The sequence below is a fragment of the Pantoea sp. XY16 genome (assembly GCF_025153065.1).
GTDB lineage: Bacteria > Pseudomonadota > Gammaproteobacteria > Enterobacterales > Enterobacteriaceae > Pantoea > Pantoea alfalfae.
On the sequence record NZ_JANZNP010000005.1, the window covers coordinates 33,936 to 49,374 of the forward strand.

Here is a 15,439-nt window from a genome sequence, read left to right on the forward strand (position 1 = left end):
AGTGTGAATAAACCGCGATGCAATAATTTTATCAATCTGCTGCTGGACTATTGAGCAGCATTTTTAAATCCATGTAAATATGATGCGATTTTTGCAAATATAGATTTTGATCCAGATCAAAGAAATTTATTCATTATTCCCCCGTTTTTAACATTTATTTTTTATTTATATTTTTGACATCGATATTCTGACAGTTTTGTGAAGCTGATCGACAAATCCTGGGAAGGCCCCGGTCGACCCATTCATCTTAACACTATGATCATAAAGGTTAAATTATTTATGTAAATCAATGGTTGATTTTTAGTTACCCATGGTTAACAATTAATATAACTACACTTCCTGAATTCAGCAAATAAAAACTCTGAATCGTTTAAAAGTTAAAAAAGTAAATTTATCACTTATGAAAGCAAAGATAAGGGTATATTAGACGCATGACATCGGACCACTTAATAAAGCGATAATTTGCGTCCGCTAAAAAATTTCCAGACTTTTAAATCTTGGAGTTTATCGCAATGAAATCTCTCACCCCCATCCTTAATCCACTTACCCTGCCTGGCGGCGCTGTGTTAAAAAACCGACTGGTGATGGCCCCCATGACCACCTGTACCGGTTTTTATGACGGAACGGTCACCAGCGAACTGGTCGAGTATTACCGCGCACGTGCAGGCAGCATCGGAACTGTGATCGTTGAGTGCTGCTTTATTGATAACCGCGGCCCGGCGTTTCCGGGTGCCATTGCTATCGACAGTGACAACAAAATTCCTGGTCTGAAACGCATCGCGGACGCGATTAAATCGGAAGGCTCCACGGCCATTCTGCAGATCTATCACGGTGGCCGCATGGTCGAGCCGGAACTCATCGGCGGGAAAACACCGGTTGCGCCGAGCGCCATTGCCGCACCACGCGAAGGTGCCACTCAACCGCTGGCGCTGAGCGCTGAAGAAGTCGAAACCATGATCACCAAATTTGGTGATGCGGTGAACCGTGCTATCAAGGCCGGTTTCGACGGCGTCGAAATTCATGGTGCGAACACCTATCTGATTCAGCAGTTCTATTCTCCGAATTCTAACCAGCGCGATGATAAGTGGGGCGGCAGCCGCGATAACCGCGCGCGCTTCCCGCTGGAAGTGCTGGAAATCACTCACAAAATGGCGGAGCGCTTCGCCCATAACTCGTTCATCATCGGCTATCGCTTCTCGCCAGAAGAGATCGAAGTGCCCGGCATCCGCTTTGACGACACCCTCTATCTGCTGGAAAAACTGGCCGCGCGCGGACTCGATTATGTTCACTTCTCTGTCGGCCAGCTGCTGCGCCCGTCCATTGTCGATACGCAGGACCCGACGCCGCTGATCGAGAAATTCGTTGCGATGCGCTCGCCAGTGCTGGCAAAAGTGCCGGTGATTGGTGTCGGCGGCGTGGTGAATAAAGCCGACGCCGAACTGGCGCTGGAAAAAGGCTATGACCTGGTGGCCATTGGTAAAGCCTGTATCGCCTATCCGAACTGGGCTGACCGCATCATCAATAACGAACATCTCGAACTCTACATCGACAGCAATAAACGCGAAGAGCTGCAGATCCCGGAACCGCTGTGGCGCTTCTCGCTGGTCGACGCGATGATCCGCGACATGAGCGAATCGGGCCGTAAATACAAAGCGGGTGTTTATCAGGAGAAAGTGGAAGCCGAAGCGCTGAAGCTGAAAATCAACGTCACACTGGATACCGACCGTATTACCGACATCTCGCTGGTGCCGGACGATACACTGGATGTGGACTTCACCACCACCTTTGAAAGCCTGCGTAACCGTATTCTGGTGGCGAACAGCCCACACGTTGATGCGATTACCGGCGCGACCACCCAGAGTGAAGCGCTGAAAAAAGCGGTTTCCCGTGCGCTGACCACCTCCAGCAAAGAGCATGTGATTGAAGAGGGCGGTAACCCTAATGCCCCACAGAATTACGATGTGGTGATTGTGGGCAGCGGCGGTGCCGGTCTGGCGGCGGCGATTCAGGCGCACGATGAAGGCGCACGTGTGGTTATCATCGAGAAGATGCCGACCATTGGCGGCAATACCATCAAAGCGTCTGTGGGTATGAACGCCGCCGAAACCCGTTTCCAGAAACTCAAAGGCATCGAAGACAGCAAAGAGCTGTTCTACGAGGAGACGCTCAAAGGCGGCCAGTTCAAAAACAACCCGGTATTGCTGCGCGAGTTTGTGGACCTGGCGCCTGAGGCGATTGAGTGGCTGGCGAATCACGGCATTGAACTGAATGACATCACTATTACCGGTGGGATGAGCATCGACCGTACTCACCGTCCGGCTGACCGTTCAGCGGTAGGTGGCTTCCTGATCAGCGGCCTGGTGAAAAATATCAACAGCCGCAACATCGAAGTGCTGCTGGAAACCTCTGTTGCAGAAATTCTTTATGAGAACGGTGCTGTAACGGGTGTGAAAGTGGTCGATGAATACAACGACAGCCGTATCCTTAACGCCAGAAGCGTCATTGTAGCGACCGGCGGATTCAGTGCGAACCGTGAGCTGGTGGTGAAATATCGCCCTGAACTTGATGGCTTTGTCACCACCAACCACAAAGGTGCGACCGGTAGCGGTATTGCGATGCTGGAGAAAATTGGTGCCGGAACGGTGGATATGGGGGAAATTCAGATTCACCCGACTGTTGAGCAGACCACGTCTTATCTGGTCTCTGAATCGATTCGCGGCGGCGGCGCTATCCTGGTCAGTCAGGCCGGCAAGCGTTTCTACAACGAGATGGAGACCCGCGACAAAGTCTCAGCGCAGATTATTGCCCTGCCAGAGAAGAGTGCCTGGATTGTGTTTGACGAGCAGGTGCGCATGAATAACAAAGCGGCTGACGAGTACATCGCCAAGGGCTTTGTGGTCAGCGCGCCAACCGTGGCGGAACTGGCGGTGAAACTCAACATGAGTGAGCATCACACGCTGGAAGCGACGCTGGCACGTTACAATAACTTCGTAATAATGCAGAAAGACGAAGACTTTGGTCGCCAGACCGCGCTGCGTCATCCGCTGAGCGAAGCGCCATTCTATGCGATTCGTGTTGCACCAGGCGTGCACCACACCATGGGCGGTGTCACCATTGATACCACCACCGCGGTGCTGGACAGCCAGAAACAGGTGATTAACGGTGCCTGGGCATGTGGCGAGGTGGTTGGCGGCATTCATGGCGCGAACCGTATTGGCGGTAACGCCGTTGCAGATATCATTATCTTCGGTATCCTGGCCGGCGGTAACGCCGCCGCCTACGCCCGACGTTAACGGCAGTCTCCGGCATCCGCATCCTGCGGGTGCCGGTTTTCCCCTTTAAAGCAGAGTCGCCTATGTTAACTGATGCGCGTGTCTATGCTTATTCCGCTGTATTAATGGGTTCGCCCATCCTGCTCAAACTCTTCGAAGACAACCAGACGCTGGCCAGGCAGGTTTTTCGCCTGATCAAACAGCAGGAGAATCTCTTCACGGTAAATCGCGCGGCGTCGGAAGTCATGGCGATTAACCACGCGGCAGGAGAGCATACGGTGGTCGTCAGTCAGCCCGTGTTTGATGTGATCGCCTGTGCGCATGCGGTGAGCCTGTTGCCCGACAGCCTGTTTAATCTGGCCATCGGTCCGCTGGTGAAGTGCTGGAAAATTGGCTTTCAGGGCCACAGCGTTCCGTCAGAAGCCGATCTTCAGGCGCGCATGACGCTGATCAATCCACAGGACGTTATCCTTGATGCTGCCACCCGCAGCGTGATGCTGGCACGGCCAGGAATGGAGATTGACCTGGGTGCCATCGCCAAGGGCTATATCGCCGACGTAGTCCAGGCTTTTTTGCGTCAGCAGCAGGTCAGCAGTGCGCTGATCAATCTGGGCGGCAACGTTCAGACGGTGGGCGCGCCACCAGAATCCGCGGGCTGGGCAATCGGTCTGAAAAAGCCGTTTGGTGAGGCCGATGCGCTGATCGGTGTCATCGGTGTGAACAACCGCTCGGTCGTGACGTCCGGTATCTATGAGCGCTACTTCGAGCTGGATGAGGTCTGTTATCACCACATCCTGAATCCACAGACCGGTTATCCGCTGGATAACGAGCTGTTGAGTGTAACCGTTATTTCCGATCGCTCGCTGGATGGCGACATCTATACGACGCTGCTGTACGGACTGGGCGTTGAAAAAGGCATCGCCTGCCTGACTGACAAACCGGGCATTGAAGCTATCTTTGTGACCCGTGACAGGCAGATAATCTGCTCGTCACAACGTCACTTTTCGTTTCAGTTACTCGACACGGACTACCGGCTGGTTCACTGACAGTATTGTTTGAGTAAGGTGTGATACTCCGGCTGCAGGCGATAGCGGTAAACCGGACGGCCCGTAACCCCATAATGAATGCTGGTGAACAGAATATTAATCTGCGCCAGCCAGATCAGGTATTTGCGGCACGAGACGCGCGAGATATTGACTTCCGTCGCCAGTTCGTCGGTAGAAAATTCCGTGCCGGGATGGGCGTCGATCCACAGGCACAGTGTACGTAGCGTCTGCGGCGTTAACCCTTTCGGCAGGCGTTTCTGTTCGCTGGCACCAGGCGGATTACCATGCAACAGCTGATCAACGTCCGACTGCTGATAGAACTGATGATTATCCATGAGCGATTTTTTCTGACGCCAGCCGGTCAGCGCCTCTTCAAAGCGGGCAAACTGGAAAGGCTTAATCAGATAATCCACCACGCCATAGTTGAGCGAAGTCTTGATGGTGGCGGCATCCGCCGCTGATGAGATAATAATCACGTCAACTGGCCGCCCTGCGCTGCGCAGTTCTGGCAGCAGATCGAGACCGTTTTCCTGCTGCATATAGATATCAAGCAGGATCAGATCAACCTGTGGTTCAGCCTCGGCCAGCCGCTCTTTGGCCTGCTGTAAGGTTGAGGCCGTGCCGCAGCAGGTGAAGCCAGGGATCTGCCCGATATAACAGCGATTCAGCTCGGCTACCATGGCGTCATCATCGACAACTAACACATTGATCATTGGGTAATCATTCCTCTCTCCCACGGAAGTTGCACTAAAAATTGGGTAAATACACCGGGTTCCGACTCGACACTGACGTTGCCGCCCAGGCTTTCGGTCTGCTGCTTAACCAGAAACAGTCCGACACCGCGATCGTCACCTTTTGACGAGACGCCGCGCTCAAAAATGGCGCTGAGCTGCGAGCTGTCGATACCTGGGCCGTCATCACTCACTTCACAGGCCAGCCAGCCATTCTGATAATGCAGCATGAGGTGAATTTCCCCTTCGGTTTCCGGGTCCAGCGCCTCCAGGGCATTTTCAATTAAATTGCCCAGCACGGTAATCAGAACCGCGCTCTGCTCCTCGCTGCCGCAGTCAGGCAGAAAACTCGCCTCATCGATAATCAGCTGATGACCTTCATCGGTTACCCGGTTGATTTTGCTGAGCAGGAAACCGGCAATGATCGGCGATTTGATCTTTTGCAGCAGCGAACCGATCTCCGTCTGATAGGCATTAGCGGTTTTCAAGATGTACTCTTCCATCTGTGCATAATTTTTCATATGCAGCAGGCCCAGAATCACATGCAGCTTGTTCATGAACTCATGAGACCGCTCACGTAACGCATCTACATAGTTTACCATGCCGTCCAGACGCTGCATCAGCTGGCTGATTTCGGTCTTATCCCTGAAGGTGGTTACCGCGCCGATAATGCGGTCACGACTGCGCACCGGAACGGTGTTGCTGATCAGGATGCGATTACCCAGCGTCAGCTCCTGATCGTGCCAGGCTTTGCCCGCATGCAGCGCATCCTGCTGATGACGGTGCATGACGCTCTCCTCAGCAATCAGATCACCGCTTAACGGCATCCTGCGGGTGGTCTCATGCAGTAGCTGCTGAGCCGCATGGTTAATCAGGCTGACGCGTGACTGATCATCGACCGCAATCACCCCTTCTTTAATGGAATTCAGGATCGCCTGGCGCTGTTCAAACAGGCTGGAGATTTCGTGCGGCTCCAGCCCCAGCAGTATGTTCTTGAGTCGCCTGACCAGAATGAGAATACCCAGCAGGCCAACCACACCGCCAAACAGGACGGTCCAGACGATATTCCAGCGGCTCTTCGCAATCTGAGCCGCCACATCATTCAGTGCAATGCCGATTGCCACCACGCCAATCTGCTGATGCTGGGCGTTATAAACCGGCGTAAAGACCCGCAGTGCCTCCACCAGCACCCCATGATTGACCGCGACATTTTCCCGGCCGCCGAGCGTGGGATAGATGTCATTGCCGACAAAATGTTTTCCGATCACTGCGGCATTCGGATGTGAAAAGCGGATGCCGTGCATATCCGTCACCACCACAAACAGCAGGCCGTTGCGTTTGCGCGCGGCTTCCGCCAGCGGCTGAATCTGGCTGCTGCCGTCTGGCAACAGTAACCCGCGCTGCACTTCCGGGCTGTCTGCCAGCGTTCGCGCCACCGCCATCGCTTTATCTTTAAGATGCGACTGCGCAAAGTTATCAATCTGAACGAAATAGAGCAGATGGACAGCGAGCAGCACGGTAACGATCACCGCAGTCATCATCAGGGTGGTCAGGGTACTGAGTTTCATGGGTCGTTTAGTCACGGCATGTCGGTTCTGTGGTTGGCTTGTCATCGATGTTCAGCACGGGTAGGGGATCGGCTTGAAACATACGCTAACTCACCGCATCAGTACAGTTTTAGCGGTCTGCGCGCGGGCGACAGAGCAATAACAATATTTGGGTTAGGGGATTGTATAATTCAAAGGACACCCTTAATGTGTGGTTAAAATATGTGAGCAATTCAGTAAGCCTTTTGTAATTAAATTAAGGCTAAATTGCTATTTTTAATTTTATAACTATTTTCACATTAACTCACAAATAACATTATTTTAAACTTTAAGGACTTTTTTTAACCAGTACCGTCCGAGCTGTCGATTAAAATGATGAATTCAAAGAAAGTAATCCCCACCCTTTCCCTCGCGGCCTTGTTAGTTTCTTCAGCCCTCCATGCTGAAACCTCACCAGAGAAAACCGACGTCCTGTTAATTGGCGGCGGCATTATGAGCGCCTCTATGGGCACCATGCTGGAAGAGCTGCAGCCTGGCTGGAAACAGATCATGGTCGAGAAGCTGGATGGCGTGGCGCTGGAATCCTCTAACGGCTGGAATAATGCCGGTACCGGTCACTCTGCCAACATGGAGCTGAACTATACGCCTGAGCGTAAAGACGGCTCGATTGACGTGTCCAAAGCGCTGGAAATCAACGAAGCCTTCATGGTCTCTCGCCAGTTCTGGAGTTCACAGATTAAAGAGGGCGTCATGCACGACCCGCGCTCTTTCATCAACTCAACGCCACACATGAGCTTTGTCTGGGGCGACAATGTTGACTTCCTGACCAAACGCTATGCGGCATTGCAGAAAACGGCGCTGTTCCAGGGGATGAAGTTCTCTACCGATCACAAACAGATCGCGCAGTGGGCACCGCTGGTGATGGAAGGCCGTGATCCCCAGCAGAAAGTGGCCGCCACCTGGACGCCAGTCGGCACCGACGTTAACTACGGTGAAATTACCCGTCAGTTGATCGGCAGCCTGAAGAAGAATGACAACTTCCGTCTGGAAACCTCTTCTGAAGTTACCGATTTCAAACGTAACGGCGACAACTCCTGGCACGTCACGATTAAAGATGCCAAAAACGGCAACGAACGTGCGGTTGACGCAAAATATGTCTTTATCGGTGCAGGCGGCGGCGCGCTGAAATTACTGCAGAAGACCGGCATCCCGGAAGCAGATAACTATGCAGGCTTCCCGGTCGGTGGTTCATTCCTGGTCACCGAAAACAGTGCCATTGCCGATCGCCATCTGGCGAAAGTTTACGGCCAGGCTTCAACCGGTGCACCGCCGATGTCCGTTCCGCATCTGGATACCCGTTATCTGGATGGCAAACGCGTCGTGCTGTTTGGACCGTTTGCGACCTTCTCAACCAAGTTCCTGAAAAACGGTTCGCTGTTTGATCTGCTGAGCACCACCACTACCCATAACATCGTGCCAATGACCGATGTGGGTATGGATAACTTCGACCTGGTAAAATACCTGATTGGACAGGTGATGCTGAGTGATGAAGATCGCTTTGAGTCGCTGAAAGAGTACTACCCGGACGCGAAGAAAGAGGACTGGAAACTGATTCAGGCCGGTCAGCGTGTGCAGATTATCAAGAAAGATGCTGATAAAGGTGGCGTGCTGAAACTGGGTACAGAAATTGTGACCGATCAGCAGAAAACCGTGGCGGCTCTGCTGGGTGCTTCTCCTGGTGCATCAACCGCAGCGCCAATCTCTCTGAGCGTGATGCAGAAACTGTTCCCGGAAGAGTTCAAATCACCGGAATGGCAGGCGAAGATCCACAAAATGATCCCAGGTTACGGTCAGAAACTGAATGACAACGTGCCGTTGCTGCAGCAGGTCTGGAATGAGACCGCAGCGACCCTGCAACTGACCACGCCGCCCGTGATCAACATGGAAGGCAAAACCGCAGACGCGCCGGCAGCACAGCCTCAGCAAGCTGCGCCGTCAGCGAAACACGACATGGCGCTGTAATAGCAGCCTGACGTGAAAAAAGCCCGCCCAGGTTTACCTGCGCGGGCTTTTTTACTGCTTCGTTGTCAGTGTTACTCCGGCGTGTTACCGCGCCACTTGCCCCACGGATCTTCAGCGGGTGCCTGATCGGCTTCTTCAGCCGGTTCGTCGCGTGCTGCCGGTTGCGCGTTTAACGAGGCCAGATAAAGCGCTTCGACTTCAGCCCGCGCCCACGGCGTACGGCGTAAAAATTTCAGGCTCGATTTAACGCTGGGATCGCTTTTAAAGCAGTTAATGTTGATCCGTTTTGCCATTTCAGCCCAGCCATACTGCGCGACCAGACTGTTTATCTGCATCTCCAGTGTGATGCCGTGAAGAGGATCTTTTGAGGTGTGTGCGTTCATCATCTATCCGCCTGATTCATTCAATGCCGCACATCCTGACAACCGTAAAGCGGTTGTGCAAGGACTGAAGGTGAAAAAGAGCGTGTGGGGGGGGTACCTGCAGATTTATGTGTCTGCGCTAACGCGACGGGCAGAAGTTTGCGCAGATCAGCAGCGATTGTGCTAATCATAAACGACTGATGATGCTTTAAAAAGGATCGCCTGTCATGTCTGCCCCTGCTGATAATCTGCTCTCCTCCGCCAGCCGAAAACGTGCTCTGCTTGCCGGTTCGGTCGGTAATTTCATTGAATGGTATGAGTTCGCGGTCTATGGCTTTCTGGCCACGGTGATTGCGCAGAACTTTTTCCGGCTGGAAGGCGAGTCTGCGCTGACCGGACTGCTGCTGACCTACGCGTCGTTCGCCATCGCTTTTTTCTTCCGTCCACTGGGTGCGATTGTTTTTGGCCGGATGGGCGATCGCATCGGGCGAAAACCCACACTGATTTTTGTATTGATTATGATGACGCTGGCGACAGCTGCCATCGGTCTGGTTCCGACTTATGCCCAACTGGGTATCCTGGCGCCGCTGATCGTGACCGGCCTGCGTATCCTGCAGGGCCTGTTCGCAGGAGGCGAGTATGGTGGGGCGGTGTCGCTGATGACCGAGTTTGCACCACGCAGAAAGCGCGGTCTGTATGGCGCGTGGCAATCCTTTACCGTGGCGCTGGGATTACTGGCGGGCGCAGGCATAGTGGCATTGCTCTCAGTGTTGCTGACGCCAGAGCATATGCTGAGCTGGGGCTGGCGCATCCCATTCTTTATCGCACTGCCGCTGGGGGGGCTGGCACTCTGGCTGCGGGTGCAGATGGAAGAGACGCCCGCATTTGTTCAGCAGCAGGCACAGCCCCATGCAAAAGTGAACGCCAGCCTGGGCGACACGCTGAAAACGATTCTGCTCGGTATCTGCCGGCTGATGGTGTGGTCAGCGGCCGGTTACACCTGGCTGGTGATTATGCCGACTTATCTGCAGGCATCGCTGCACACCGGCTTTAACCAGGCACTGCTGATTGCGGTGATATCGAACCTCGGTTTTGCCGCCACCATCATCCCGGCCGGGATGCTGAGCGACAGGATTGGCCGCCGCGCCGTGATGGTCTCAGCTGCGGTGCTGCTGCTGGTGCTCTCTCTGCCGCTGTTAAACGTTTTGCAGGCAGAGAGTACCGGACTGCTGTTGAAAGCGCTGGTGGTCTTTATCGCAGGTGGCGTGGTCGGTTTGCTGGCAGGACCCGGCCCCGCGATGCTCGCCGAGATGTTTCCGACGCGGGTACGCTACACCGGGCTGGGGCTGGCCTATTCACTTTCCAATGCAGTCTTTTCCGGCTGCGCGGGACTAATCATCACCGGGCTGATTAAAGAGACCGGTAATCCCGATATTCCCGCCTGGTATGTGATGGCGACGGCGCTGGTGAGTATTGTGGCGCTGATGACGCTGAATAAAGATGATCATCTGCGACGGCTGGATGAGCCGCCGTCGCGCTAAGTTCTGGATGGTGGTTTGAGCGGTAAAGGATAATCCGGCAGGCTGCCTGTGCATCAGGCAGCCCGTTAGCATGAACGCCCGTAAGGGGGCAGGCGTTGGTTATTCAGAACAGATTAGCGATCATGCGATGACGATAAACTGAAAACCTGATCACGCGAACGGACTTTATCAGCGTGGTTATCGGCAATGATAATCACAGCCGCCATAATCAGGCCCATAATAATGATGATTAATTTACGCAGCAGCATAAGTCATTACTCCTGTTGAATTAACTAACCCAGACGAACAGTCATTATTTTCGGTTAATCAGAGAGTTAATTTGAATATTGATCTATTATGGCTGAAAGATAAGCTTTATTTTTTGATCGCGATGCGGTTTATCAATATCAGATAAAATAAAAACGTTATGCGGGTTGAATATTAAACACGGGCTAAACAGGCTCATTAAATTCGCCGGTTACGCTTCCGTGCGTTTGGTCAATAAGAATTGAATATACAGGCGTACGCCGTGAGGGCATTGCTAAAAAAAAGAGATGCCGGAGACCGGAATCTGGCTGGCCGGCGGCGACGAGCTGATTCCGGTGCAGGCAATTTTCTACAAATGAGTTTAATGCGGTGCTGCTTTAACGTTGACTATTCCGGGATCGATAAGCGCAATAATTAAACCCGGCTCAATCTGCTCATCAATTAGCATATCAGCCGCTTCGTTTTTTGAATGTTATCCAGCATGCGTTCCAGCGCGTCGATGCGTGATTAGGGCACGGCATTATGCCAGACATTCAGGCCACTACGCTCGTGTACCTCGATTTTTGCACCGAATGAATCAGCCAGTACAAGACCTGAGATGAAGAGGCCAGGTTACGGATCGGAGGGGGCAGGGATGAACAGGTCATCAACGCAAAGAGAGCGGCAGAAAAATAAAAAGGCGCCCGAAGGCGCCTCTGTGGTGTGAACCGATGTGATGAATTACACCAGCTGCTGTGCCGTTTTTTCCACCAGCGTCAGCAACACTTTGATATCTTCCAGCGTTACTGTTGGGTTCAGAAGGGTCATCTTAAGGCAGGTAACGCCATCATGCTCGGTCACACCGACGTTGGCGCGGCCTGACTCCAGCAGGGCATCCCCGATGCGCTGGTTCAGCAGGGCGATATCCGCACTGCTGAGGTGCGCCAGATGCGCCGGACGATAGCGGAACAGCACGCTGGCCAGTTGCGGTTTCATCACCAGCTCCAGAGCAGGCTGCTCTTCAACGTACTGTGCCACCTGCTGTGCCAGCGTCACACCGTGATCGATGATTTCGGCATACTGCTTCTGACCCAGCGCTTCCAGACCCATCCACAGTTTCAGTGCATCAAAACGACGGGTAGTCTGCAGCGATTTGGAGACCAGATTCGGCACGCCCTGTGCTTCATCAAACTCCGAGTTCAGATAGGCCGCCTGGTAGCGCATCAGCTCATAGTGACGCGCTTCCTTCAGCAGGAAGGCACCACAGCTAATGGTCTGGAAGAACTGCTTGTGGAAGTCCAGCGTAATGGAGTCGACCAGCTCAATGCCATCCAGATAGTCACGATACTTCTCTGACAGCAGCAGCGCGCCGCCCCAGGCCGCATCGACGTGCACCCAGATGTTCTCTTCCGCCGCCAGCGCCGCGATTTCACGCAGGGGATCGATTGCACCGGCATCGGTAGTTCCCGCCGTGGCAACGATCGCCAGAATGTTTTCGCCGTTAGCTTTGGATGCGGCCAGCTTCTGACGCAGATCATCCATATCCATGCGGGCAAAGCGATCACATTTCACCTGCGTGACGGACTGATAGCCCAGACCCAGCAGCGCCATATTCTTCTGTACGGAGAAGTGCGCGTTCTCTGAGCAGAAGACTTTAATCTTCTTCAGATCGCCGGTTAAGCCATCCTGCTGAACAGAATGACCCTGACGCGCAAACCAGGCGTCACGCGCCAGCATCAGACCCATCAGGTTGCTCTGGGTGCCGCCGCTGGTGAAGACGCCCGCGTCGCCAGGCTGATAACCGACCTGGGTGCGCAGCCACTCAATCAGCTTCATCTCAATCAGGGTGGCAGACGGTGCCTGATCCCATGAATCCATGCTCTGGTTGGTGGCGTTGATCAGCACTTCCGCCGCCTGGCTGATGACCAGGCTTGGACAGTGCAGGTGCGCCACACATTGCGGGTGATGCACCGACAGGCTGTCTTTGAGGAAGTACTCAATGGCGCGTTCAATCGCGGCCTGGTTACCCAGGCCCTGAGGATTGAAGTCCAGCGTAATGCGCTCGCGCAGCTCTGCGACGGTTTTTCCCTGATACATCTCAGGTTGTTCCAGCCACTTAACGACGGCCGCGCTACTCTGGGCAATCGCCTGCTGGTAGGCCTCGGTACTCTGTGCTGAGGCCGCCAGAATCGGGTTTAACCGGGACATTGCATTCACTCCACTTAAACTGCTTTCACGCCAGCGGACAGCAGGGCGTTTTCAAATTTATCCATGAATACGTCCAGTTCTGCATCTGTGATCAGCAGGGAAGGCAGCAGACGTAATACGCTGCCGTGACGTCCGCCACGCTCCAGAATCAGGCCGTTCTCAAAACATTTTTTCTGTACCAGTGCAGACAGTTCGCCGTCAGCCGGGAAGCTGCCCATATGGTCAGCAGGTTCGTCGGGTTTCACCAGCTCAATGCCGATCATCAGACCCAGACCACGCACGTTGCCGATTACCGGGTAGCGCTGCTGCAGCTCGCCCAGTTTGCCTTTCAGCCATTCACCCTGTGCCGCAACTTTGTCAGCGATGTTGTTATCTTTCAGCAGCTTCAGCGTGGTCAGGCCGGTCGCCATCGCCAGCTGGTTGCCACGGAAGGTACCGGTGTGGTGACCCGGAGACCAGGCGTCGAACTCTTTCTTAATGCCCAGTACCGCCAGTGGCAGACCGCCGCCGACCGCTTTGGACATTACGATGATGTCTGGTTCGATACCCGCGTGCTCAAAGGCGAAGAATTTACCGGTACGGGCAATACCCGCCTGGACTTCGTCGATGATCAGCAGAATGCCGTGCTCTTTGGTCACTTTGCGGATGCGCTGCAGCCACTCAGCCGGAGCCGGGTTAACCCCGCCTTCACCCTGAACTGCTTCAAGAATCACCGCCGCAGGTTTGCGAACGCCGCTTTCAACGTCATTGATCAGGTTTTCAAAGTAGTAAGTCAGTGCTTTCACGCCTGCTTCACCGCCAATGCCCAGCGGGCAGCGATAAAGGTGCGGATAAGGCATGAACTGCACTTCCGGCATCATGCCATCTACGGCTTCTTTCGGTGACAGGTTGCCGGTGACCGACAGCGCGCCGTGGGTCATACCGTGATACGCACCCGAGAAGCTGATGATCCCGGAACGACCGGTGTGCTTTTTCGCCAGTTTCAGCGCCGCTTCAACGGCATCTGCGCCGGACGGGCCGGTAAACTGCAGGCAGTACTCTTTGCCCTGACCCGGTAATAACGAGAGCAGGTACTCAGAGAACTCATCCTTTAACGGCGTAGTTAAATCGAGAGTATGTAACGGCAAGCCGCTGGTAATGACATGTTGAATGCTCTGCAGAACGTCTGGATGGTTATGACCCAACGCCAGCGTTCCGGCACCGGCAAGACAGTCGAGATACTGATTATTCTCGACGTCGGTGATCCAGACACCCTGAGCTTTCGCAATCGCGAACGGCAATTTGCGAGGATAACTTCGAACGTTTGATTCAAATTCAGCCTGACGGACTAAATAGGTTTCGTTGGTTGCGTTTAAGTTCTGTGCATTCAAACTATCAATACGGACTTTATCCGTCATCATATCTCTCCTACAACCGGGACGGGCGTAGCGTCACAGTTGAATAAATGAATTAAAATGGGTGGCTATGTGTAAAGCGCGGCCAATATAGGTGTTTTTCAGGTCCGACTCAATGATTAATTTTATCGTCAGATAACGGATTCTTTGTTATAGGAATCAATCAGTTGGTGGGTTTATGACCGCATGCATTATTGCCGCTACGCTAACGGCTTGCTAATAAATGGCGTAAAAACACCAGCTTACCCGGTTCACAAGGCGCTAAGTCAATGATAATAATCTGTGTAAACAGCTGTTTCCGGTAAAAAACGCTATCAAAAAGGCAGCTTTTCAGACGTAAAAAGCATAAGTCCGCTCAACTGACGAATACGCATTTATAGACGCTTAAAACTGCAGGCTAATTAAAATAATAAACCTTTATTTAACATTTAATTAATATATGGCGAAAGGTAAACCGTATTAACCGGGATTAACGGCATGGCCCCAGGGCAAATTCAACAAACTGGTCGAGGTCTGCCATAGCTTCGCGAGCTTTAGATTCTGAAGGATTGATCGTCAGCAAATCCGCATAGCCGTTCAGCATGGCGCTGATTTGCCTGGCGGTGCGGGGAACATCATCACACCGTAGTGTGCCGTCGGTGACGCCGTCACGGATAATCCCCTCCATTAGTGCCTGCCACACTTCAGTCATCTCTTCAGCCAGTGCAGCATATGCATCATTGTGCGCAGCCATCTGCCAGAAAGAGGCATAGAGCTGCCAGGTGGCATCCGGCGCACTCGGCAGATGGCTTTCAAACAGGGTATGCAGCCGCTGACGCGGTGTGAGCAAGGCCAGTGTGTCGGCAAAATTTTCAACATCGACCCGCATAAAGCGTTCCAGCGCCGCCAGGCAGAGTGTCTGCCAGTTGCTGAAATAGTGGTAAATATGACTGCGTGAAATACCTACCGACTCGGTGAGTTCACGGGTGGTCACTTTTTCGATCCCTTTCTCAATAAACAGCACTATCGCTGCATCCAGGATTTTGGTTCTCAATACCTCAGCCGACTCTTTCATTATTCTCTCTATCATTGCCACGTTGACTTTGAGCAAC

Annotated in this window: 10 protein-coding genes; 4 read left to right on the forward strand and 6 right to left on the reverse strand. The window is 53.2% G+C overall.

The annotated features are described in order from the left end of the window. Positions 1–512 precede the first annotated feature (512 nt). Together N1689_RS07955 and N1689_RS07960 are read left to right on the forward strand one after the other, a co-directional pair. A complete protein-coding gene (locus N1689_RS07955; protein ID WP_161736157.1) occupies positions 513–3,293 on the forward strand; it encodes a flavocytochrome c in 2,781 nt (926 codons plus the stop codon). A 62-nt stretch (positions 3,294–3,355) separates the two neighbouring features. After that, a complete protein-coding gene (locus N1689_RS07960; RefSeq protein ID WP_260058490.1) occupies positions 3,356–4,318 on the forward strand; it encodes an FAD:protein FMN transferase in 963 nt (320 codons plus the stop codon). Here the strand turns inward: N1689_RS07960 and dcuR are convergent. Both dcuR and N1689_RS07970 read right to left on the reverse strand, forming a co-directional pair. Beyond that, on the reverse strand, positions 4,312–5,031 hold the full coding sequence (gene dcuR / locus N1689_RS07965; RefSeq protein WP_033735650.1) for a two-component system response regulator DcuR: 720 nt from the start codon (positions 5,029–5,031) through the stop codon (positions 4,312–4,314). The genes N1689_RS07960 and dcuR overlap by 7 nt on opposite strands. Then, positions 5,028–6,617, reverse strand: a complete 1,590-nt coding sequence (locus tag N1689_RS07970) for a sensor histidine kinase (protein ID WP_222925864.1) — start codon at positions 6,615–6,617, stop codon at positions 5,028–5,030. Before N1689_RS07970 ends, dcuR begins: the two co-directional genes overlap by 4 nt. Positions 6,618–6,968: 351 nt before the next feature. Between N1689_RS07970 and mqo the strand changes: the two genes are divergently transcribed. Beyond that, positions 6,969–8,618 carry a malate dehydrogenase (quinone) gene (gene mqo, locus N1689_RS07975; RefSeq protein ID WP_222925863.1) on the forward strand — a complete coding sequence of 550 codons (1,650 nt, stop codon included), beginning with the start codon at positions 6,969–6,971 and terminating at the stop codon, positions 8,616–8,618. Between the two features lie 71 nt (positions 8,619–8,689). On the opposite strand, the gene N1689_RS07980 is transcribed toward mqo, so the two are convergent. Further along, positions 8,690–9,001 carry a VF530 family DNA-binding protein gene (locus N1689_RS07980; protein WP_222925870.1) on the reverse strand — a complete coding sequence of 104 codons (312 nt, stop codon included), beginning with the start codon at positions 8,999–9,001 and terminating at the stop codon, positions 8,690–8,692. A gap of 206 nt (positions 9,002–9,207) precedes the next feature. Between N1689_RS07980 and N1689_RS07985 the strand changes: the two genes are divergently transcribed. Beyond that, a complete protein-coding gene (locus tag N1689_RS07985; RefSeq protein ID WP_260058492.1) occupies positions 9,208–10,521 on the forward strand; it encodes an MFS transporter in 1,314 nt (437 codons plus the stop codon). Positions 10,522–11,487: 966 nt separating this feature from the next. On the opposite strand, the gene N1689_RS07990 is transcribed toward N1689_RS07985, so the two are convergent. From N1689_RS07990 to N1689_RS08000, 3 genes are all read right to left on the reverse strand, one after another. Continuing rightward, a complete protein-coding gene (locus N1689_RS07990; RefSeq protein WP_161736891.1) occupies positions 11,488–12,954 on the reverse strand; it encodes an aspartate aminotransferase family protein in 1,467 nt (488 codons plus the stop codon). A 14-nt stretch (positions 12,955–12,968) separates the two neighbouring features. Further along, positions 12,969–14,354 carry a diaminobutyrate--2-oxoglutarate transaminase gene (locus tag N1689_RS07995; RefSeq protein WP_222925861.1) on the reverse strand — a complete coding sequence of 462 codons (1,386 nt, stop codon included), beginning with the start codon at positions 14,352–14,354 and terminating at the stop codon, positions 12,969–12,971. A 463-nt stretch (positions 14,355–14,817) separates the two neighbouring features. After that, the gene (locus tag N1689_RS08000; RefSeq protein WP_222925860.1) at positions 14,818–15,402 is read right to left on the reverse strand and encodes a TetR/AcrR family transcriptional regulator; all 585 of its coding nucleotides are present in this window, start codon (positions 15,400–15,402) and stop codon (positions 14,818–14,820) included. Positions 15,403–15,439 lie beyond the last annotated feature (37 nt).